The 21830-nt window shown below is 37.7% G+C and carries 20 protein-coding genes; 3 read left to right on the top strand and 17 right to left on the bottom strand.

Features of this window, described 5'->3' with window-relative positions; translation table 11 throughout:
* The first annotated feature begins 24 nt into the window (after positions 1-24).
* Positions 25-876 carry a mechanosensitive ion channel family protein gene (locus tag FC37_RS02585; RefSeq protein WP_025005174.1) on the top strand — a complete coding sequence of 284 codons (852 nt, stop codon included), beginning with the start codon at positions 25-27 and terminating at the stop codon, positions 874-876.
* 37 nt (positions 877-913) lie between these two features.
* Here the strand turns inward: FC37_RS02585 and FC37_RS02580 are convergent, their stop codons facing one another.
* Together FC37_RS02580 and murI are read right to left on the bottom strand one after the other, a co-directional pair.
* Positions 914-1534 carry an XTP/dITP diphosphatase gene (locus FC37_RS02580; RefSeq protein ID WP_025005175.1) on the bottom strand — a complete coding sequence of 207 codons (621 nt, stop codon included), beginning with the start codon at positions 1532-1534 and terminating at the stop codon, positions 914-916.
* Entirely contained in the window at positions 1534-2337 is an 804-nt protein-coding gene (murI, locus tag FC37_RS02575; protein WP_025005176.1) for a glutamate racemase, read from the bottom strand. Before murI ends, FC37_RS02580 begins: the two co-directional genes overlap by 1 nt.
* 76 nt (positions 2338-2413) lie before the next feature.
* On the opposite strand from murI, the gene FC37_RS02570 reads away from it, so the two are divergent.
* Both FC37_RS02570 and mscL read left to right on the top strand, forming a co-directional pair.
* Positions 2414-2827, top strand: coding sequence for a YslB family protein (locus FC37_RS02570; RefSeq protein ID WP_025005177.1), 414 nt, complete (start codon positions 2414-2416; stop codon positions 2825-2827).
* 104 nt (positions 2828-2931) lie between these two features.
* Complete coding sequence (mscL, locus tag FC37_RS02565; RefSeq protein ID WP_025005178.1) at positions 2932-3303, top strand: large-conductance mechanosensitive channel protein MscL; 372 nt, start codon at positions 2932-2934, stop codon at positions 3301-3303.
* Between the two features lie 44 nt (positions 3304-3347).
* Here the strand turns inward: mscL and trxA are convergent, their stop codons facing one another.
* The 15 genes from trxA to mutS form a co-directional block, all read right to left on the bottom strand.
* Positions 3348-3659 carry a thioredoxin gene (trxA, locus tag FC37_RS02560; RefSeq protein ID WP_014563092.1) on the bottom strand — a complete coding sequence of 104 codons (312 nt, stop codon included), beginning with the start codon at positions 3657-3659 and terminating at the stop codon, positions 3348-3350.
* Positions 3660-3749: 90 nt separating this feature from the next.
* Positions 3750-6107, bottom strand: coding sequence for an endonuclease MutS2 (locus tag FC37_RS02555; protein WP_025005179.1), 2358 nt, complete (start codon positions 6105-6107; stop codon positions 3750-3752).
* Positions 6108-6169: 62 nt separating this feature from the next.
* Complete coding sequence (locus tag FC37_RS02550; protein ID WP_025005180.1) at positions 6170-6481, bottom strand: DUF1292 domain-containing protein; 312 nt, start codon at positions 6479-6481, stop codon at positions 6170-6172.
* Between the two features lies 1 nt (position 6482).
* Positions 6483-6911: a Holliday junction resolvase RuvX gene (ruvX, locus tag FC37_RS02545; RefSeq protein ID WP_025005181.1), complete on the bottom strand. Its 429-nt coding sequence runs from the start codon at positions 6909-6911 to the stop codon at positions 6483-6485.
* Positions 6911-7168 carry an IreB family regulatory phosphoprotein gene (locus tag FC37_RS02540; RefSeq protein ID WP_003627753.1) on the bottom strand — a complete coding sequence of 86 codons (258 nt, stop codon included), beginning with the start codon at positions 7166-7168 and terminating at the stop codon, positions 6911-6913. The genes ruvX and FC37_RS02540 overlap by 1 nt, the downstream gene beginning before the upstream one ends.
* 60 nt (positions 7169-7228) lie before the next feature.
* Positions 7229-9868 (bottom strand): alanine--tRNA ligase, encoded by a 2640-nt coding sequence (gene alaS, locus FC37_RS02535; RefSeq protein ID WP_025005182.1) that lies wholly within the window; start codon positions 9866-9868, stop codon positions 7229-7231.
* 237 nt (positions 9869-10105) lie between these two features.
* Entirely contained in the window at positions 10106-11467 is a 1362-nt protein-coding gene (locus tag FC37_RS02530) for a DEAD/DEAH box helicase (protein ID WP_025005183.1), read from the bottom strand.
* The gene (locus FC37_RS02525; RefSeq protein ID WP_025005184.1) at positions 11460-12416 is read right to left on the bottom strand and encodes a DHH family phosphoesterase; all 957 of its coding nucleotides are present in this window, start codon (positions 12414-12416) and stop codon (positions 11460-11462) included. The genes FC37_RS02530 and FC37_RS02525 overlap by 8 nt, the downstream gene beginning before the upstream one ends.
* A 59-nt stretch (positions 12417-12475) precedes the next feature.
* Positions 12476-13597, bottom strand: coding sequence for a DNA polymerase IV (gene dinB / locus FC37_RS02520; RefSeq protein WP_025005185.1), 1122 nt, complete (start codon positions 13595-13597; stop codon positions 12476-12478).
* Positions 13590-15041, bottom strand: coding sequence for a glucose-6-phosphate dehydrogenase (zwf, locus tag FC37_RS02515; protein WP_025005186.1), 1452 nt, complete (start codon positions 15039-15041; stop codon positions 13590-13592). The genes dinB and zwf overlap by 8 nt, the downstream gene beginning before the upstream one ends.
* A gap of 108 nt (positions 15042-15149) precedes the next feature.
* Positions 15150-15563, bottom strand: coding sequence for a preprotein translocase subunit YajC (gene yajC / locus FC37_RS02510; protein WP_025005187.1), 414 nt, complete (start codon positions 15561-15563; stop codon positions 15150-15152).
* A 58-nt stretch (positions 15564-15621) separates the two neighbouring features.
* Positions 15622-16671, bottom strand: a complete 1050-nt coding sequence (ruvB, locus tag FC37_RS02505) for a Holliday junction branch migration DNA helicase RuvB (RefSeq protein ID WP_155830879.1) — start codon at positions 16669-16671, stop codon at positions 15622-15624.
* Between the two features lie 14 nt (positions 16672-16685).
* A complete protein-coding gene (gene ruvA, locus FC37_RS02500; protein WP_025005189.1) occupies positions 16686-17276 on the bottom strand; it encodes a Holliday junction branch migration protein RuvA in 591 nt (196 codons plus the stop codon).
* Positions 17277-17279: 3 nt separating this feature from the next.
* Positions 17280-19190 (bottom strand): DNA mismatch repair endonuclease MutL, encoded by a 1911-nt coding sequence (gene mutL / locus FC37_RS02495; RefSeq protein WP_025005190.1) that lies wholly within the window; start codon positions 19188-19190, stop codon positions 17280-17282.
* A complete protein-coding gene (mutS, locus tag FC37_RS02490; protein WP_156400648.1) occupies positions 19190-21766 on the bottom strand; it encodes a DNA mismatch repair protein MutS in 2577 nt (858 codons plus the stop codon). Before mutS ends, mutL begins: the two co-directional genes overlap by 1 nt.
* Between the last annotated feature and the right edge of the window lie 64 nt (positions 21767-21830).

The following is a 21830-nucleotide window of genomic DNA, read 5'->3' as shown; positions in this document are numbered from 1 at the left end:
AGAAAGGATATTATAAAACTATTTATGAAAATACCCACATTACCTACTCATTTCAGTATGCATAAAATTCAGTTCAATTGGGACAAAATTGGGCAAAATTTTCTATCAATTATTTGGCAACTAGCCATTACTACCCTAATCTTTTACCTTTTATCCCACTTTGGTCACAAGATAATTAACAACTACTTGGCTAGACACAATACAATTAGAAATAAAAGGACTAAAACAATTACTGCTTTAATCAACAGTATCTTTCAATATACCTTGATATTCTTTTATCTTTTCGGTATTTTATCCATTATCGGCGTGCCAGTGGGAACTTTATTAGCCAGTGCCGGAATTTTCTCTCTTGCCTTAGGTATGGGGGCCCAAGGTTTTGTGAGTGATTTAGTTAACGGCTTCTTCATTTTAAGTGAAGACCAATTTGATGTCGGCGATACAGTTTCCATTAATGGTCAAGTCGGTACTGTAGATCAATTAGGTCTTAGAACCACTCGATTAAAAGCATCAGATGGTTCAATAATTTACATTCCTAACCGCAATATTACGATTGTACAAAATCTGGCCCATAATGCTATTGGACTAACTATTAATCTTGAATTAGATGCAGACAATGACTTTAGTCATATCACCAAAATTATTAAAGAGGTTAATAAATCAATTAAACCTGAAAAAGGCACCGTTTCTTCTGGCCCTTCAATTATTGGGGTTACTGGGCAAAATGGACGCACAGTTACCTATGGCGTTTATTTTAAGGTAAAACCTGAAAAGCAATCGATAGTTAAAAATTTATATTTAGGTAAATACATTCAAGCTTTGCAAAAAAATGATATTAAATTTGCAACAACTGCTAGTACAATCAAAACTAGCGCATAGAAAAAAGTGTTTAGAACGAAAAATTCTAAACACTTTTTTAATTGAATTGTTTTAGCCAATCAGGCAATTCTTGCAACAATTTTCTCACTGCATTACCACGATGAGAGATTTCATTTTTCTCATCTGTTGTCATTTGTGCAAAAGTCTTACCCTTTTCAGGAATAAAGAACAGTGGATCATAACCAAATCCATCTTCACCGCGTGGTGCAGCAAGGATCCGGCCTGAACAAGTACCTGAAACAACTAGATCTTTATCAAACTCACCTGGCATTGAAACAACGATCGTCGTCCAAAACTTGGCCGTTCTCTTTTCATCAGGTACACCGCCTAAATTAGCCAACAACTTGGCATTATTCTTGGCATCATTATGAGCTTCACCAGCATAACGAGCACTTCTTACGCCAGGTTCACCATTTAATGCATCAACCATTAAGCCTGAATCATCCGCAATTGTTGGTAATCCTGAAAATTCTGCTAACTCATGAGCTTTAATCTTGGCATTTGCTTCAAATGTTCTTCCACTTTCAATTGGATGAGGCGGATTATCTAAATCTGCATTAGTTTTAATTTCAACATCCACTCCAGCTCTTTTAAAAGCTTCCTTTAATTCCTTAGCTTTTCCTTGATTGCCAGTCGCAAATAAAATTTCCTTAGTCATTATAAATTCCTCGTATCTACTTGATGACTAGTCAAATCTGCTTGTCCTAAAAATCTTCTCCCCATTTCTGAGAATTTATCAGGATCTCCAGTGGTGTAGTATTCATGTTTTCCAGCTTGATCAGATGAACTAAATAAACCATCACGTCGCATAACATTAAAAGTATATTGTGCTACTTGATCAGCAGGATCCACGATTTGAATCTTATCACCTAATGCTTCCGCAAATTCATTTTGAATTAGTGGATAATGCGTACAGCCCAAAACAAAAGTATCAAAATCTTGACCCTTAAGTGGGGCAATACTGCGTTTTACCGCTGCTAAGTTTGTATCATAATCCTTTTGACTTTCAATGAGTGGAGCAAGCTCTGGCGCTGCAATTTCCATCACCTTGATATCAGGATCTCTGAATTTAATTTCTTTTTGATATGCATGTGAGTTAATCGTTACCGGAGTTGCTGCTACTGCGACTTTTTTATTTTTAGTCGTTCTAGCCGCAGCTAAACTACCTGATTGAATAACCCCGATAACTTGTTGTTCAACTTCATTTTGCAAAGTTGGCATTGCTACTGCAGTAGCTGTGTTGCAGGCAAAGATAATCAACTTTACTTTCTTTTGCAATAAAAACTTCACACTTCGGCGTGTAAGTTCAATAATTCGTTCACGACTTTTATCACCATAAGGCATATTGGCACTATCACCAATAAAAACAGTAGATTCGTGAGGCAACTTTTCAATTACTTTTTTAACAACTGTAAAGCCGCCAACACCCGAGTCTAACAATCCAATGGGACGATTATCCATAATAAAAACCTCTTATTAAGAAAAAATTATTTTCTACTCCTACTAGTTTACGGTAAAATAAAAAAGAATAAAAGGGATGAATAAGTTTATGACAGAAAACGCAAACGAACACGTATATTTTATTAATCAACTTTACCGTGACTTTCTTTTACCAACTATTTTAGGTGATGACGATGCCCCTATTCTTTATTGGGCTGGCAAAAGAATTTCACGTCACTACGACTTAAGCGATTTTGATGATTTGGTTGATTTCTTCCATATGGCTAAATTTGGTACTCTTGTAAAAACCAAAGAAAGAAGAGCCTCCATCACTTTTGAATTAAGCGGTCAAAATATCGAAGACCGTTTAGACAGTGATAGTAAAGAATTTTCTCTTGAAAGTGGCATGATTGCCGAAACCGTACAAAAGGAAACTGGTAAAATCACCGAAAGTGAAATTACCATTTTACCTAAAGAAAAGAAAGTTCAAATCATTGCTCGTTTCGGCTAAAAATTTAGCAAAAAAGATAGCTTTTTTATAGACTATAATTTATTATTACTATATGCTTTACCTTAGATTAAAATATTTTTAGATTTAGATATAGGAGTAATAAAATGCTTAAGGAATTCAAACAATTTATTGCACGCGGAAACGTTATTGATTTAGCAGTCGGTGTGATTATCGGTGCAGCTTTTACAGCAATCGTAAAATCACTTGTTAAAAATTTAATCAATCCGCTAATCGGTCTTTTTATCGGTAGAATTGACTTGTCTAACTTAACTCTTAAAGTAGGAGAAGCTAATTTTAGATACGGAAGTTTCCTAAATTCCATCATCAATTTCCTTATTATTTCCTTCATTGTCTTCTTAATCGTAAAAGCCGTTAATAAATTTACGAAAAAGGAAGAAGAAGAAACTCCAGCTGCTCCAACTGAAGTAGACTACTTAAAAGAAATCCGTGATCTTCTTAAAGAAAAAGAAGCATAAAAATAAGCTTGTGGCGAAGCCACAAGCTTATTTTTTTATTTTAATTAACCAGCGTATTGATCCAAAATTTGGTTCAACTTTTCCTTTGGAGTGTAACCAGTTAAACGATCAACAATTTGACCATTCTTCTTAATAATCAAAGTTGGGATAGCCATAATACCAAGATTCTTAGCAGTTTCTTGATTGTGGTCAACATCCATCTTTGTAAACTTAACATCTTGACGTTCTTCTGCCAATTGGTCAATTACTGGTGATTGCATCTTACATGGACCACACCAAGTTGCCCAAAAGTCTGTTAAAACAACGCCATCTTTAGTTTCTTCTTCAAAATTTTGATCAGTAATTGCATCAACCATATGCTTTACCTCTTTCAATTAATATCGTTTTATCTTTAAATCTATATTAATAATATATCAGTTTTACTTACTTTTTTACAAGAAGACTGCTTACTTTAATTTAACAATTGTGGCACCATTACCTCCTTCGTTAGCAGGCGCGTAATTAAAGCCTTTAACGTGGTTACTGCTACGCAAATATTGCCAAACGCCTTTACGGATTGCACCAGTACCGATCCCATGAATAATAGTTACAATATCTAAACCTGCCAGTAATGCGGAATCAATATAACGATCCAAATTAGTCATAGCTTCATCGTAGCGTTGACCACGCAAGTCTAACTCGCTATGTGCATTACTACGTCTAATTGCACTTGTTGCTCTAACCAATTTTTTCTTAGGTTGTGTATTATTCTTGTCGATTCTCTCAATATCGCGGTCACTAACTTTGACTTTAATGATCCCCATTTGAACTTCATATTCATGTTCAGATAATTTCTTGGTAATAGTACCTGTTTGTCCATATGAAAGGACCTTTACTTGATCCCCCACACTTACATGATGACGACGTTTTTCACGCTGTAAGACTTTATTATGGGCTAAATTGTGGGCCTGACGCTCTAGGCTATTAAGTTCACCCTTAGCTTCAATAATTTTATTTTCTTTAACGCCAGCATTTTTCTGCTTTTCCAGCTCGGCAATAATTTTATCAGCCTTTTTACGTCTCTTAGCTACAACTTCATTAGCTCTTTCTTGCGCAAAATCGAGTTGCTTTTGAACACGTTGGTTGTACCAATCAAGCGCTTGTTGCAATTTTTGTTCAAGTTTTTGACTGCGATCTAAACTCGTTTCTAATCGGTTGCGAGCTGTAGTAGCCGCCTTAGTTTGCGCATTTAATTTAGCAATCATCTTATTAATATCAGAATCCTCATCTGACATTAAGTTTTGCGCATTTTTAACTACATCTTCACGCATCCCCAGCCTACGAGCAATCGCAAAAGCATTACTGTGACCTGGAATACCAATTTGTAAATGGTATGTTGGTGATAAAGTCTTTAAGTCAAATTCCATCGATGCATTAGTAGTGCGTGGTCTGTTATATCCGTAAAGCTTCAATTCAGGATAGTGCGTAGTGACCATGATCTTAGCATCTTTCTTGCGCAAAAAGTTCAAAATGCTAATAGCTAAACTGGCACCTTCTTCTGGGTCGGTTCCTGCACCAATTTCATCAATTAAAACCAAGGTTTCTTTATCTACATTTTTCATAATGGCAATAATGTCATTAATGTGTGATGAAAAAGTACTTAATGATTGTTCGATTGATTGTTCATCACCGATGTCAGCGTAAACTTCTTTGAATACGCCAACTTTACTGCCTTCTTCAGCTGGAATAAATAAACCAGACTGAGCCATCAATTGCAGCAAGCCAGCGGTCTTAAGAGTAATAGTCTTACCACCGGTGTTTGGCCCAGTAATCAGCATTGTATCAAAATCGCCGCCTAAACGAATATCATTAGGAACAACTTTTTCTGGATCAATTAATGGATGGCGTGCATTTCGTAATTCCAGCGAATGATCCTGAGTCAACTTAGGCTCGCTAGCTTTCATTTCCTTAGCCAATTTTGCCTTTGCTTGCAAAAAGTCTAAACGAGTTAATGCATTAGCAATATTATTGATGCTATCAATTTCTTCTCTAGCTAAGCCAGACAAGTTTTTCAAAATATTGCGGATTTCTTGTTTTTCTTGAGCAATTAAGTTTTGCTGGCGGTTGTTCAAGTTCAAAACTGCTTCAGGCTCAATAAATAAAGTCTGACCACTTGCACTTTGATCATGAACTACCCCACCAAACTTGCCACGATATTCCTGCTTAACCGGAATAACATAGCGATCATCACGAATAGTAACGATTTGTTCAGACAAGTACTTGCTGCTATTTCCTTTGGTATAAGCATTCATCCGGTTCTTAATGTCTTCTTCGTTACTACGCATATCGTGACGCAAACGTGCTAATGCGCTTGAAGCTGTATCAAGTACTTCACCATCATAATCAACAGATTTTTTTAATTCTCTAAATAAAAGGTCTGGAACATCTAACTGATCCAAAACTGAATCGATAGCTGATAAGTTAAGCTTTTCATCATCAACATCTTCCAGAAATTCATTAATCTCATTGGCTAAGCTTAAAACAAGAAGTAAATTACCCAATTCCTGAGCATTCAGATTTGCTTTTACACTCAATCTTTTAGTGCTAGGATGAACATCTTGAAAATCAGTTAACGGAAGTTGTCCTTTAACTCGCAATAAGTCAGCCAATGCTAAAGTTTGTTTTAATTCATTTTGTACTCGGTCAAAATTACCACTCGGTCTTAACTTCAATGCCGCATCTTTAGCTGGAGCGGTAATTGCTAATTTACTTAATCTTTTAGTAATTTCACCGAACTCTAAGATCTTTAAAATTTTATCATTCATAGCTATTTATATTTCTTTTTATAAACTAACAAAAAGGACCAGCCGCAGCTAGTCCTTTTTTATTATTTACCACTTAGGCGATCATCATCCAAGAAAGTATTCAAAACTCCTTGTACCATGTCCCATTCATCATCAGATTCAATCTCATGCAAATCACTGCTAGTGACATCACCTGCGTCATCTGCATCATAACTGAAAGCCTGTACTTCAATATCTTCATCGTCCCCAACAGCGGCTGGATAAAGAAGTACATATGACTTATCATAATCATCTGAATGAAAAGTAAATAATACTTCATACAATTCTTCATTACCTTGATCATCGATCAAAGTAATTTGACGATCTTGATCGTCACCATTAACTTGTGCTGCCATATTAATCCTTTCGGTGTAAATCCAAATAATTTTGCAAGATGAGCACCGCTGCCATCTGATCAATCACTTGTTTACGTTTTTTACGATCATGAATACCTGCATCTTCTACGAGTACTCGGCGTGATTCGATAGTTGTTAATCTTTCATCAGAATAATGCACGGGCAAGCCAAACTTTTCTTCGAGTCTTTTACCGTAAGCCTTACTGCGGGCAACTGAAGCTCCCGAAGTGCCATCCATATTCTTAGGCAGACCTAATACAAAGCCATCTACTTCATATTGTCTAACTAACTTTTTTAATGGACGCATCCCAAAATTATATCTGGTTTCATCAATTTTAATAGTTTCTAACTTCTGTGCAGTAATTCCTAATTCATCACTGACCGCAACACCCACAGTTTTAGAGCCTATATCTAAACCTAATAATCGCATTATTTATTCTTACCAAGATAGCTCTTAACGAGTTCCTCAATAATTTCATCACGTTCGTGCTTAAGAATTAAGTTACGGGCATCATTATGCCGTGGAATATAAGCAGGATCGCCAGAAAGTAAGTAACCTACAATCTGGTTGACAGGATTATAGCCCTTTTCTTCAAGCGCATTGTAAACATCTTGCAGAGTGTCATAAACATTCTTTCCTTTATTTTGGTTAAAGTCAAAATGCATAGTCTTATCTAGCGAACTCATATTTATTCCTCCTGTCAACAATTTTACTTGAAAAAAAGCTTAAACACAATTAATTAATTCTTAGTTCTTTGAAATTTCTTCGATTACAGCCTTGATAGCATCGTTAAGACCTTCTGGCTTCTTACCACCGGCTTGAGCCATGTTAGGACGACCACCGCCGCCACCACCAAAGATTGGGGCAGCCTTCTTAATTAAGTCGCCAGCCTTAAGACCCTTGTCTAAGGCCTTTTGATTCAAGCTAATAATCATATTAGCCTTGCCATCATTTTCAGCAGCTAAAACTAAGACGTCTGACTTGTTGCCACTCTTCCAGTTGTCAGCAAGTTCACGAAGGTCGTTCATGCCGTTAACATCTGCAATAGTAGCAATTACAGTCAAGTCACCAGCTTGTTTTACATCATCAAAGATTTGACCAGCCTTAGCTTGGTTGATTTGCTTAGTCAAAGCTTCAACTTGCTTTTGACTATCATGTAAGTCACTTTCAAGTGAGTCAATCTTATCAATAATGTTGTCTGGCTTAGTTGCCTTAACTTCTGTTTGAATATCATCAAGTAAACCTGAACGATTTGCTAAGTATTCGTATGCCTTCTTTGAAGTTACAGCTTCAATTCTACGCATACCAGCACCAACAGCTGATTCAGAAGTAATCTTGAAGATACCGATTTGGTTAGTGTTATCACAGTGAGTACCACCACAGAATTCTGATGAGAAGTCACCCATTTGAACAACACGAACCTTGTCACCGTACTTACCATCAAAGAGGGCTAAAGCACCCATCTTTTCACCTTCTTCAGGTGTAGTGATAGTAGTCTTAACATCGATAGCTTCCCAAATCTTTTGGTTAACTAATTCTTCAACTGACTTAATTTCACGTGGAGTCATTGGTTCCATAGCAGTGAAGTCAAATCTCAAGTAGTCAGGATCAACTAATGAACCTGCTTGGTGAGTATGTTCACCTAAAACTTGACGAAGTGCAGCGTGAAGCAAGTGGGTTGCTGAGTGTGAGTGACGTAAACCTTCACGACGTTCCTTGTCGATCTTCAAAATATATTCCTTGCCCTTTTCCATTGGCAAAATAAGGTCAACAAAGTGCAAGCTTTGGTCGTTTGGAGCGTGTTGGACATCAGTTACCTTAGCAACAAGTTCACCATCTTGATCATAAATGTTACCGTGGTCGGCAACTTGACCACCACGTTCTGCATAAAATGGAGTCTTGTCAAAGACTAAGGTTGCGTGTTCGCCATCAGCCTTGTCAACTAACTTATCGTCAACAACGATGTCAAGAAGCTTGGCATGTGGTTCTTCATAAGTATCACGTTCAAAGACTGACTTGTCCTTAATGTTCATCAAAGTTACATCTTGACGACCCATTGATTGAAGATCACCACGAGCCTTACGTGCACGTTCCTTTTGAGCTTGCATTTCAGCATCAAAGCCCTTCTTATCAACCTTAAGGCCAGCATCTTGAGCTGATTCAAAGGTCAATTCGTATGGGAAGCCATAAGTATCAAACATCTTGAAGGCATCCTTACCTGAGATAGTCTTGTCATCTGACTTCTTAGCCTTATCAATTAAGTCATCAAGCAAAGTCAAACCAGTATCAAGAGTAGCTTGGAATCTTTCTTCTTCGTTTTGAATTACGTTTTCGATAAAGCCGCGTTGATCCATAACTTCTGGGTAGTGGCTTTGCATAATCTTACCAACAACTGGTACAAGCTTGTAAAGAAAGGCCCCCTTGATGCCCAAACGTTGACCGTTAAGGTCGGCACGACGAATCAAACGACGAAGAACGTAACCACGACCTGAGTTTGATGGAAGAGCACCATCAGCAATAGCAAAACTTACGGCACGAACGTGGTCGGCAATAATCTTGAATGCAGTAGTGTCTTCTTTGTTTTCACCGTACTTCTTACCGTCAGTCATTTCTTCAGTAGCGTGAATAATTGGCAAGAATAAGTCAGTTTCAAAGTTAGTTGGTGCATCTTGCAAAATTGAAAGTACACGTTCAAGCCCCATACCAGTATCGATGTTCTTGTGTGGTTGGTCTACGTACTTACCATTTGGCAAGTGGTTGTATTGTGAAAATACGATGTTCCAAATTTCAAGGTAACGTGCATTTTCACCACCTGGGAAGTTTTCTGGATCGTCTTCAGCAACGTCGTTGTTTTCTTGACCACGGTCGTAGAAAATTTCAGTATCAGGACCACATGGACCTTCACCAATATCCCAGAAGTTGTCTTCTAACTTAACAATATGGTCTGCTGGCATACCAGCTTTTTCCCAGACACGTTGTGAATCAACGTCTTTTGGATAAACAGTACAGTAAAGCTTTTCCTTTGGTAAGCCAAGCCACTTAGGACTAGTTAAGAATTCCCAAGCCCAAGGAATAGCTTCATCTCTAAAGTAATCACCTACTGAGAAGTTACCAAGCATTTCAAAGAAAGTTTGGTGACGAGCGGTCTTACCAACATTTTCAATATCGTTAGTTCTGATTGACTTTTGAGAAGAAGTAATTCTGTGGTTCTTTGGTACAACTGAACCATCAAAATATTTCTTCATAGTAGCAACACCAGAGTTAATCCAAAGAAGAGTTGGGTCATCTTGTGGAATAAGTGATGCACTTGGCATAATCATATGGCCATGATCCTTGAAGAAGTCAAGGAACATTTGGCGAAACTCTGAACTAGTTAGTTTCTTCATTTTTATCTCCCATAAACAAAACAAAAAACACCATTGCTTATTCAAGGACGCTCCGCGCGCGGTACCACCTTGATTGCAACAGTGTTTGTTACCTCTTGATATTCTTAATTAATACAACTTAAAGGAGCATCTGTTAAAGCGAATTAAGCCCTCTCACCAATTGGCTCTCTCTTTGAAATTCAACTTTAATAGACATATCTTAAGCTGAAAATAATTGTACTACAAAATCCTCGTCTGTCAACGTCCTTGTTCACGCTTGCGTTTTCTTAGACGCTTAGCTTTTCTAATCTCATGACGTTGTTCAAGCTTACGCTTTTGACGATTATCTTCTTGAATTGCTCGCTTAATCTTCTTCTTGTAGCCAGGCTTACGCTTTCTCTTTTCTTTTTTAACGTAACCAACTAACTTAGTATCAAGCTTGCGATTCTTACCTTGACGGTTCTCACGACTGCGGTAATGCTTACGTGGTACTAATTCACCATTCTTAATTTCAACAAAGTCAAAATGAACGCCCATCTTTTCCAAATCTTCGACCCGGTTCATTTCTTCTTCACGAATTAAAGTGATTGCATGACCTGATAAACCATTACGACCGGTACGACCAATTCGGTGAATTACAAATTCGATATCACGTGGAATTTCATAGTTAATAACTAAACTTACCCCATCGATATCAAGACCACGTGCTGCTAAGTCAGAGGCAACAACATATTGAAATTGTCCTTGCTCAACTTGACGCAAAGTCCGCTTTCTTTCTCGCTCAGTTACCCCGCCATGAATCTTAGCCACCTTTAAGCCCTGATCCTGCAAGTATCTAGTTAATTCATCAACAGTTTGTTTTGTATTTGCAAAAACCAAAGCCAAGTATGGTTGACCCATAGTCAATAACTTGTACAAAACACTCTTACGATTCTTTGAGCCAATATCAAGCAAATCATTCTTAATTGTAGGTGCAATGACACTTGGATTATCGATCACGATTTGATCTGGATGAGCCATGTACTTACGCAAGAAGTTAGATAACTTAACTGGAATAGTAGCTGAAAAGGCTGCAATTTGTACATCCTTAGGCATCTTGCTTGCTACTTGATCAATATCGGCCAAAAAGCCCATGTCAAGAGTCATATCAGCTTCGTCGATGACAAAAGTCTTAACTTGATCAACAACGAATACCTTTTTTTGTACAAAGTCCAAGAGTCGTCCAGGTGTTGCAATTACTAACTGTGGCGTATTATTTTGATACTTTTCTAACTGACGTTCACGGTCAGTACCACCAGCAAGGTGAGCGATAGAAAAGTTCATCCCTGCCGCATCTCTTAATTGACGTGCCACTTGATAAAGCTGATCAGCTAATTCACGACTAGGCAAAGTCACAATTGCTTGTACATAGTGAGCATCTTCATCAATTTCATTAAAGATAGGCACCAAATAAGCATGTGTCTTACCTGACCCAGTTGCAGCTTGTACTACAACACTTAAATCAGAAAGCATTGCGGGAATAACTTTTTCCTGCACCTTAGTTGGCTTTTCAAAATGGATTTTCTTTAACCCCTCTTGAATAGCTGGTTTAATTCTGGAATCTGCGAAAATATTATTCATGATCTTCTTTATACTTCTTAGTTACTTCAACAACTTCAGCAAAGACTTGCTTTACTTCGTCCATGTCCTTAGCATTAGCACCACTTGCTAATGCGTGGCCACCACCATCATGTTTAGCAGCTAATTCATTGATTACTGGACCCTTTGAACGGTAGTGCACACGGAAAGTGCCATCTGGCTTTTCAACAAATACGTTCCAAGCCAAAACATCCTTGATTCGACCTGGAGTTGAAACTGCAACATTAGCTTGATCATCAGTCAAACCTAACTTCTTCAAATCATCTTGCATCAAGATAGTGTAAGCAGCACCAACTGGATCGATTTCCATCTTGTCCATTGCTAATGCTTGAAGCTTAGCTTCATCAAAGGTTACATCGGCAATGTTTCTAGCGATTTCAGTAATATCAATACCAGTTGAAGCAAGTTGAGCTGCTACTTTAAAGGTATGTTCTGAAGTTTCTGGATACATAAAACGACCAGTATCGCCAACAATACCTGCGTAAAGTGGGTAAGCGACTTCTGGAGTAATCTTAAAGCCTTCGTCATTTAAGAAGTCAACGATGATTTGACAAGCTGCTGGAGCATCAGGATCAACATAACTCATATCAGCGTATGGATCTACATCTGGGTGGTGGTCGATCTTAATTAAAAAGTCACCCTTGTCGTAAAGCTTGTTTGAAATTCTTGGGGTATTAGCAGTATCAGTAGTAATTACCAATGCACCTTCGTAATCAGTTGCTTTAACTTGGTCCATATGATTAATCCAAGCTAAATCGCCTTCGTCATTTTCACCGGCACATAAAACGCGCTTGTCAGGAAACTTTTCCATAATTGCACGTGCCAAACCAGCTTGTGAACCAATTGCATCTGGGTCAGGACTAGTGTGACGGTGCAAAATAATAGTTGGATATTGTAAGATTTTTTCGTAAATGTCATCAAAACTACTCATTATTTTTCCTCATCTTCTAAAAATTATCTGTATCTAGTTTACCAGAAAAAGGACTTCTTTTAATAATCGAATAAATTGATTGCTTGATATTCATCCTGCTTAAAATCAGTCACAGTTACCCCGATTAACCGAATACCTTTTTCTAAAAAGTTACTGGCTTTATCAAACAAATCACGAGCACTGTCATAGAAATCATACTGGCTATTCGACGGTTTCGTCAATTTTCTGCGCTTAGTCACAGTATCAAAATCATTATCTCTAACTTTTATTACTACAGTTTGGGCAAAAAAGTTACGCTTTTTTAGTTCTTCTTCTAAATGTTTACAATAATGCCGAATGTGCGTCAACACTTCATCACGTGTATAAATAGCCGGTTCATAAGTGCGTTCCATACCAATCGATTTACGATTTGCATCTGAATCCGCAATGACCGGGCGCAAATCAATCCCATGTGCATGCTGCGCTAAGAAGTAGCCCATCTTTTTGAACTTTTTAATTAAAACAAAATCATCAACCTGCTGCAAATCCGCACCTGTATAAATCCCCATCTCATGTAACTGTTCTTGCGTTTTAGGACCTACGCCTGGGAAATTTTCAATTTTTTGCATCCCTAAAAATTGCTTAGCTTCATCAGGCAAAATAACGGTTCTGCCAAAGGGCTTGGCATATTCTGAGCCCATTTTAGCCAAAAACTTATTATAAGAAACGCCAAAAGATGAATTCAGTCCAAGCTCTGTTCTAATCCGGCGTTGCAAGCTAATTGCTAATTGGACCGCGGATTTTTGTCCTAACTTATTATGGGTGACATCAAGATAAGCTTCATCTAAAGCAATTGATTCTACCTTATCTGTAATATTATGCATAAAAGAATGAATCTCGGCTGACACGCTACGATATTTCTTAAAGTCAGGTCTAATAAAAACTAATTCTGACTTTGGAATCAACTTAACCGCCTTAATCGCAGGCATTGCCGAATGAACGCCGTACTTTCGAGCTATATAATTACAAGTTGCTACAACTCCATGCCCACCATTATTACGAGGATCTTGCCCGATAACTAGTGCCTTATTTTTTAATTCTGGATTTCTTTGAGTTTCAACTGAAGCGTAAAAAGCATCCATATCCAGATGTATAATCCGACGATGGATGTCGTTTTGCGGCAATAAATTTTGCTTATTCATAAATCCAATGTTCCGTTGGAGCCTCGAAGATATCGTTTGCTTCCTTTGGACCCATTCTATATGGCAAATATTGAGCAATTTTGGCATTGCCTGCTTCATTTTCTTTTTGCCAATCAGCTTCAACAGAATCGATAAATTCCCAGTAACGTTTTAATTCGCTCCAATGGGTAAAGTTAGTTGAATCATTGACAAAAACATCATGTAAAAGCCGCTCATAGCCGTCTGGAACTTTTACCATTTCAGATTTTGAAAATTCATAGGTTAAATCTTCGCGTCTAATTCCTGGTTGATCGATCTTTTTACCATTAATGGTGACATAAATCTTGCTAGTAGGATCAATCTCAATCGTAATATTGTTGGAATGAGCTTGACCATAAGGATTATTGATATGCTTTAATACGATATCGATTCTATTCTTCTTTTCCTTAAATTCTTTACCAGTTCTAAAGTAAATCGGCACACCGGCAATTGGGCCTTCCTTAAATTTAACTTTACCAGCTACAAAGGTCTCAGTAGTAGAATTTTCATCAACATTTGGTTCTTGCTTATAAGCAAAAGTAGTATCACTACCTAAATATTGACCGCGAACAAAATCTTTTTTCACTTCCTCTGGACTAGGAATGATCATGCCTTCAAGCAAATCTTGCTTAGCCTTGTGGACACTAGCAGAAGTTAAATCTTTAGGTTCTGGCATAGCAAGCAAAGTAATGATTTGGAAGATATGATTTTGAACCATATCACGCAAAGCACCGGAAGTATCATAGTATCCACCACGTGCTTCCACTCCCAATCGTTCTGCCAAAGTAACTTGAATATTTTTAATGTAATCAGCTGACCAAATATTTTTGATTAAAGGATTGGTAAAACGCATTGGCATAATGTTTTGAACCATTTCTTTGCCCAAATAGTGGTCAATTCTAAAGATATCATCTTCATTAAATGAAGCGGTAATTTCTTTATTTAATTTTTCGGCAGATGCCAAATCATGACCAAACGGCTTCTCTACTACGATTCGATTAAAGCCACTACCTGTTAAGCATTGGTCATTGATATGTGTAGCAATCGTACCGAAGAATCTTGGGGCCATTGCCATGTAAAAGAGACGGTTTCCATGTGCGCAATAACGATCGTCTAATTCTTGAGCTAATTTTTTCAGTGTCTCATAGTGTTCAACATTTGTAACATCATGTGATTGATAGTAAAAATGGCTAGCAAAATGCTTTAAACTATTTTCATCAACCTCATCGTGAGTTTCATGAACAGCATCACTAACTTGTTCACGTAAATATTCGTGTGACCAAGGTCTACGAGCTGTTCCAATTACGGCAAAATTATCATGAATTAAGCCTTGTTGATACAAATTAAACAAAGCTGGGTAAAGCTTACGGTGAGCTAAATCACCACTACCACCAAAAATAATCATAACTACAGGAATATTTTTCATAATACTATCCTTTTCTTTAATTTGCTTTTTTAAATCATTTCTATTTTACAACAAGCTTTTTCATGGCAAAACAAAAAGCGTCTGAATTGACGCTTTTGCTATTATTAATTATTTGTCTTCTTTAGTTTCATCTGAAGAAGCATCAGTGCTCTTAGTATCTTCTTTAGCAGGTGCATCTTCAGTCTTATCTGCTGCAGGAGCATCATTTTCTTCAACTGGTGCTGCAGCAGGAATAACGCGGCGAACGGCCATTCTTTCGAAAGTTAAGTAAATACCGTCTGCATCTACTACGATAGTCTTGTCACTGTTGATCTTATCAACTTTAGCGTGCAAACCATCAACTAAAACAACGCCGTCACCCTTCTTCAACTTATCCATCATTTGCAATCTTTGTTGTTGTTGCTTCTTTTGCGGACGAATCATACCAAAGTAAGTAAAACCGATCAAAACGATAAATAAGACGATCATCATCATGTTGCTGCCACCAGCAGCGCCAGCATTTGCTAAAAATAAAGTATTCAAATCTTTCACCTCATAAAATTATTGTCTAGATATTATGTCTATTATACAGAAAATAATATTATTTATCACCTGGAACAGGAAAACCTAATTGCAAATATGCCTTGTCTGTCACCATTCGCCCACGTGGTGTAAGCAAAATAAATCCATGCTGCAACAAATAAGGCTCATAGAGTGATTCAATTGTTTCCATATCTTCACCTACATTAGCAGCCAAGGTTCTAATACCAACCGGTCCACCATTGTAGCCTTCAATCATTGTCCGTAACAAACGACGGTCAGTCTGATCTAATCCCTCGTCATCCACTTGAAGCTGCTTCAGTGCACCTTCAGTTGTGGCAAGAGAAATTGTCTTTTCACCTTTAACTTCCGCAAAATCACGAACACGTTTCAAAAGACGGTTAGCTACACGCGGCGTTCCTCGAGACCTTCGGGCTAATTCATGAGCCGCCTCAGGTGCAATTGAAGTATGGAAAACATCACTTGATCGTTGGACAATCTTTTCTAGTTCATCAATTGTGTAATACTGCATGTGTTCAACGATACCAAATCGATCTCGGAGTGGTGCAGATAATTGACCAGCCAAGGTTGTTGCCCCAATCAAAGTAAATGGTGGCAACGGCACGTGAACAGCATGTGTAGTCTGCCCTTCACCAATTACGATATCAATATAGTAGTCTTCCATTGCTGAATACAAAACTTCTTCAACAGGCTTAGCAAGACGATGAATTTCATCAATAAAAAGCACATCCCCTGGATCAAGATCTGAAAGTAGTGCTACTAAATCCCCCGCTTTTTCAATTGCAGGACCACTTGTACTCTTTAAATGCACGCCAAGTTCATTTGCAATTACAAAAGCTAGAGTTGTCTTACCTAAACCTGGTGGTCCATAAAGCAAGACATGATCTAAAGCCTCATCACGCTGTTTTGCGGCTTTAATATAAATGGACATTTCTTTTTTAACACGCTTTTGACCTAAATATTGATCCAAAGTTTGGGGTCTTAAAGACAATTCCATTTGTTCTTCTTCAGAATTTTCTACTTCACCTGAAGTTACTACATCTTCATTTTCTGCCACCAGTTTCACTTCCTCACTTATATCAATATTTATTATTATAACAAGATCTACTTCTTAAGCAGTAATGCTAAACCTTTTTTAATGTATTGATCGGCTGTATCTGCATTAACTTCTTCAAGCTTAGGAGTAATGCGGTCGACTTCTTTTTGAGTATAACCTAAAGCAATTAATGCTAACAAAGCATCATTCAATGCTGGCGGGATATTTCCTTGTTCTTCATCTTGACGATCAAGTCGAGCAACATAATCGCCTAGCTTGCCCTTCAAATCAAGCACAATCTGAGACGCCGTCTTTTTGCCGACACCAGGAAAACGAGTTAAATATTTTACTTCTCCCTGTTCAATTGCTTCGGCTAAAGAGTTGGCATCTTCAGCTGCCATGATTGCTAAGGCACTCTTAGGACCAATCCCACTAACGCTTAAGAGTTTAAGAAAGAGCCCCTTATCATCTTCACTTTGAAAACCATAAAGAGTAATTCCTGTATCTCTTACAATTTGTTCAATAAATATCTTAGCTTTATCTCCCTTTTGGTAAGCAAAAGGAGTTGGGCTATATACTTTATAACCTACGCCATTTACATCGACTACGATATAACTTGGTGTAATAACTGTAACTATTCCTTCAAAATATTCGTACATTTATTATTCATCCTTCTTGAACATTTTTCTTAATTCGTTCTGACTTATCCGCACTAAAATTAACTGGCCATCTGCATCATGATAAGGATCGGACGTTTTACGCAGATCCGCAATAATTTGTGCACCTTCTGCAGCGGATAAATTGATTTTACCTTTAACATTGCGTTTAGCTTCTAACGCTGCTACTCGCTTAAATAAATTTTGTGATTTACCCTTATCAAGATTCAAATAATTATCCAAAATTTCACGGATGGATTCTTCGACATGCTCATGAATCCATGTAGGATACGAACGCACAATAAAACTATTTTGACCAAATTCATCTAAATAAATGCCTAGTTGCTTAATTTGATAAATTTTATCTTTAATTTGCAAAAAATCCAAATTACCAAATTCCAACACAATCGGTGTCAGCAAACCTTGCTGCACTATTTTTTTAGAAGTAATAGTTTGATAGATTTGTTCAAATTGAAGACGGCGTCTGGCGGCCACTTGATCAATCAAATATAAGTCACCATCATTTTCAGCCAGTATATACATATCCATTTTCCCAACATAAGCAAGGCGCGGCAAATTATTGGCTAAAGTTTCATCCCCCGTCGAAATAACTTCTTGATCTACTTTTTTATTGCTAAACGGCATCAATTTTTGTTGCAAAGCAACATTTTTATCCCAAGTTTTAGTGATGATATATTGATCATCCTCACGTGGAATATTGATATCCACATAGTTATGCGTAGTTTCTTTTTTAGGCTCCTCAGCTTTTTTAGCTTCTTGTTTTACTAAAAATTCTGGCTTCTCAGCTTCTTCATGAACTTCCGGCGTCTTACGCGTTGTATTGACAACGTCTTGATTGAGGTTGAACTCTAATTGATCAACTAAAGTTTCACGTTTATTTTCTAAATTGGCAAAACCGCTACTTTGTTCAGCTTTATCTAGCAAAGCATCGCTAATGGCACCAGTGATCAGACGACTAAGTTCTTTTTCTTTAGATAAACGTACCTCTTGCTTAGTGGGATGGACGTTCACATCTACTAATAATGGATCAACATGAATAGCGATCACGACAATAGGATAATGACGCGCCGTTAATTTTGAACCGTAGCCATCCATAATGGCATTATTCAATTGAAAATTCTTGATATAACGACCATTCAATAAGATCGAGATAAAGTTGCGCGTAGAACGAGTTAATTCTGGTTTGGACATTAATCCTGTAATCTTAAAATCACTGTCTTTTGCTTCAAAACTTTCCATTTTTTCAGCAATATGACGGCCATATACATTAGCGATCGTCTGTTTTAAATTGCCATTGCCAGTTGTTCTGAGTAAAACTTTACCCGTATTTGACAAGGTAAACGAAACTTGCGGATAACCTAAAGATAAACGGTTAATAATATCCACAATTTTCATAATTTCAGTCCGTGGACTACGTAAATACTTTAATCGCGCAGGCGTGTTAAAGAATAGGTCTCGAACTGTAATTTTAGTTCCTTTTTGTGACGCTGCATCTTCTTGGCCTTTTTTACTGCCGCCACTAAATTCTGCCTTAATCCCAATCGCATTTTCTGTGGCTGTCACAATTTCGACATGACTAACAGCGGAAATTGAAGCTAAAGCTTCACCACGAAATCCTAAAGTAGAAACCTTGAACAAATCATGCTCATTGTTAATCTTGCTTGTGGCATGCCTAGTAAATGCTAAATCTACTTGATCACGTGCAATTCCAGTTCCATTATCTTGGACTACAATTTGCTTTAATCCGGCATCAATAAAATCGACTCTAATTCTCGTTGCACCAGCATCAAGTGAATTTTCCACAAGTTCTTTAACTACACTAGCAGGACGCTCTATTACTTCACCCGCTGCAATCTGATTAGTTAAATTTTCAGATAGCTCGTGAATTTTAGCCATTACTTATCATCCTTCAAGTCCTTTTGCCAATCAGCTACCATTTGCATGATTTGCAATGGTGTCTTATCAGCTAAATAAAGATTAGAAATATCATCAAGCACATCTTGTTCCGCATCGGTCATCAGACTATTTTCACTGTCATTATCTTCAATTTCATCAGAGTCCGTTACTGGTTGAGCAAATAAATCAAGTTGCTGACTAACTGGTGCCAGTTCACTCCCCTGTGCTTCTAAGTGCTTCAATAATTTAGTTGCCTCACGTAAAACGGCACGTGGCAAGCCAGCAAGTTGTGCAACGTGGATACCATAACTTTGATCAGCAGGACCTGGCAAGATTTTATGTAAGAAAATTAACTTACCATTTTCTTCAGTTGCACCAACATGGATATTTTTCAAATGATCAAGCGTTTCATCAAGGCTGGTTAATTCATGATAGTGCGTAGCAAAAAGTGCCTTGGCACCAACTTTATCATGCAAGTATTTAACAATAGCACCCGCTAAGGCCATACCATCATAAGTAGCCGTACCACGTCCAATTTCGTCAAATAAAACTAGACTGCGCTTCGTAGCATATTGCAAAGCATCGTTTGCCTCGCTCATTTCCACCATGAAAGTACTTTGACCAGAAATCAAATCATCAGCTGCACCAATACGAGTAAAGATTTGATCAAAGATAGGTAAAGCTGCACTATCAGCAGGGACAAATGAACCAACTTGCGCCATAATGGCAATTAACGCCATCTGCCGCATATAAGTACTCTTACCTGACATGTTTGGTCCAGTAATCAAAAAGATATTTGTAGCAGAATCCATCTTCACATCATTAGGAATATATGAACCTGCAGTCATTACTTTTTCCACAACCGGGTGACGACCATTAACGACGTCAATATCTTGACTATCAGTGTGGAAAGATGGGCGACAATAATTGTTTTGTTCAGCAACTGTAGCGAAGCCACAATAAACATCTAAGGCAGCTAATTGATTACCCAATTTTTGCAAAGCAGGAATGTATTTCTTGACTTCATCACGCAATTGAACAAATAAATCATATTCAAGATCAGTTGAACGAGTCTGCGCCTCTAAAATTAAATTTTCATGCTCTTTCAACTCTGGAGTAATGTAGCGTTCTGCATTAGTTAAAGTTTGCTTACGAGTATAGCGATCAAGAGGCACCTTACTCTTGTTACCATTAGATACTTGAATATAGTAGCCAAAGACCTTATTGAAACCGACTTTCAAGTTGTCAATGCCTGTCTTTTGACGTTCATCAGTTTCCATTTGAACAAGCCACTTTTTACCATTGTTCATGGCATCCCGATAGCGATCGAGTTGTTTATCCACACCATCTCTAATTAATCCACCGTCTGTGGTTAAAAGTGGTGGATCTTTTACTAGAGTAGTAGAAATTAATTCAGCAACACCCTTTAAAGGATCAATTTTTTTGGCGAAATCTGTCAAAACATCACTGTCAGATTGATTAAGTGCATCAAGAATAACCGGCACTGCTTGCAAAGAACGCGACAATTGCAATAATTCACGGGCATTAACATTGCCAAAGGCAATTCGTCCTGTTAAACGTTCTAGGTCATATACACCTTTTAAGGCATCAATCACATTTTCTCGGGTAAAATAGCCATCAAGTAATGCTTGAACCATTTCTTCACGATGATTAATGATATCCACATTTAACAATGGACGGGCCAACCATTGCTTGAGTAGACGACCTCCCATGGCCGTATGAGTCTTGTCCAATACCCAGAAAAGTGATCCCATCTTTTTACCGGTCTTAGCTGAAGCCACTAATTCCAAATTGTTTTGCACAGTATGTGACATCTGCAAATACTGATTTACTTCATAGCTCTTAGCAATTTGTAAGTGAGCTAAGCTTCGCTTCTGCGTTGAAAGCAAGTAACCGACTAATTGACGTGTTGCCTCTTTTTCGGCTGCATTGGTCAAATTTTGTTCAACATAAGAAATTTCCGCATGCTCGCCTTCAATTGGTGTAGGTGCTGAAACCGTAATATTTACCTTGTGCATAAAGTCCTTGTTTTGTTCAGTTAATGGACCGTTATACACAACTTCTCTTGTTCTCAAAGACAAAAGTTCATTAGAAACTGCGGCAAAGCTCTTCAAATGAGTAGAATAAATTTCACCGGTGGATAAATCACTGTAAGCTAAACCGAAGCCACTTTTAGTAGTAACTACAGAAGTTAAATAATTAGAATCCTTAGCATCATTAGGTCCTTCATTCATCATGGTACCCGGAGTTACTAGTTGAATGATGCCTCGCTTCACCATGCCTTTAGCTTTTTTGGGATCTTCAAGTTGTTCACAAAGAGCTACTTTATACCCTTTTTCAACCAAAGTATTCACATAAGTATCCACAGCCATGTGCGGAACGCCAGCCATTGGAATAGGGTTCTTGGTCTTATTTGAGCGATGTGTCAAAGTTAATTCTAGAATCTGTGCCCCCTTAACCGCATCATCTTCAAACAATTCATAAAAATCTCCGACGCGATAAAAAAGAAAGGCGTCGGGATATTGCTTCTTTATTTCATAATATTGCTCCATCATAGGAGTTGTTTTCTCAGCCATTTACGTCCCTTTCCTATTTTCATCTAGAGTGAGTTACTGTTAA

Source organism: Lactobacillus gallinarum DSM 10532 = JCM 2011 (genome assembly GCF_001434975.1).
GTDB classification, from domain to species: Bacteria; Bacillota; Bacilli; order Lactobacillales; family Lactobacillaceae; genus Lactobacillus; species Lactobacillus gallinarum.
Note: the sequence above shows the minus strand (reverse complement) of the source record. Positions and strands in the feature narration are given on the sequence as shown.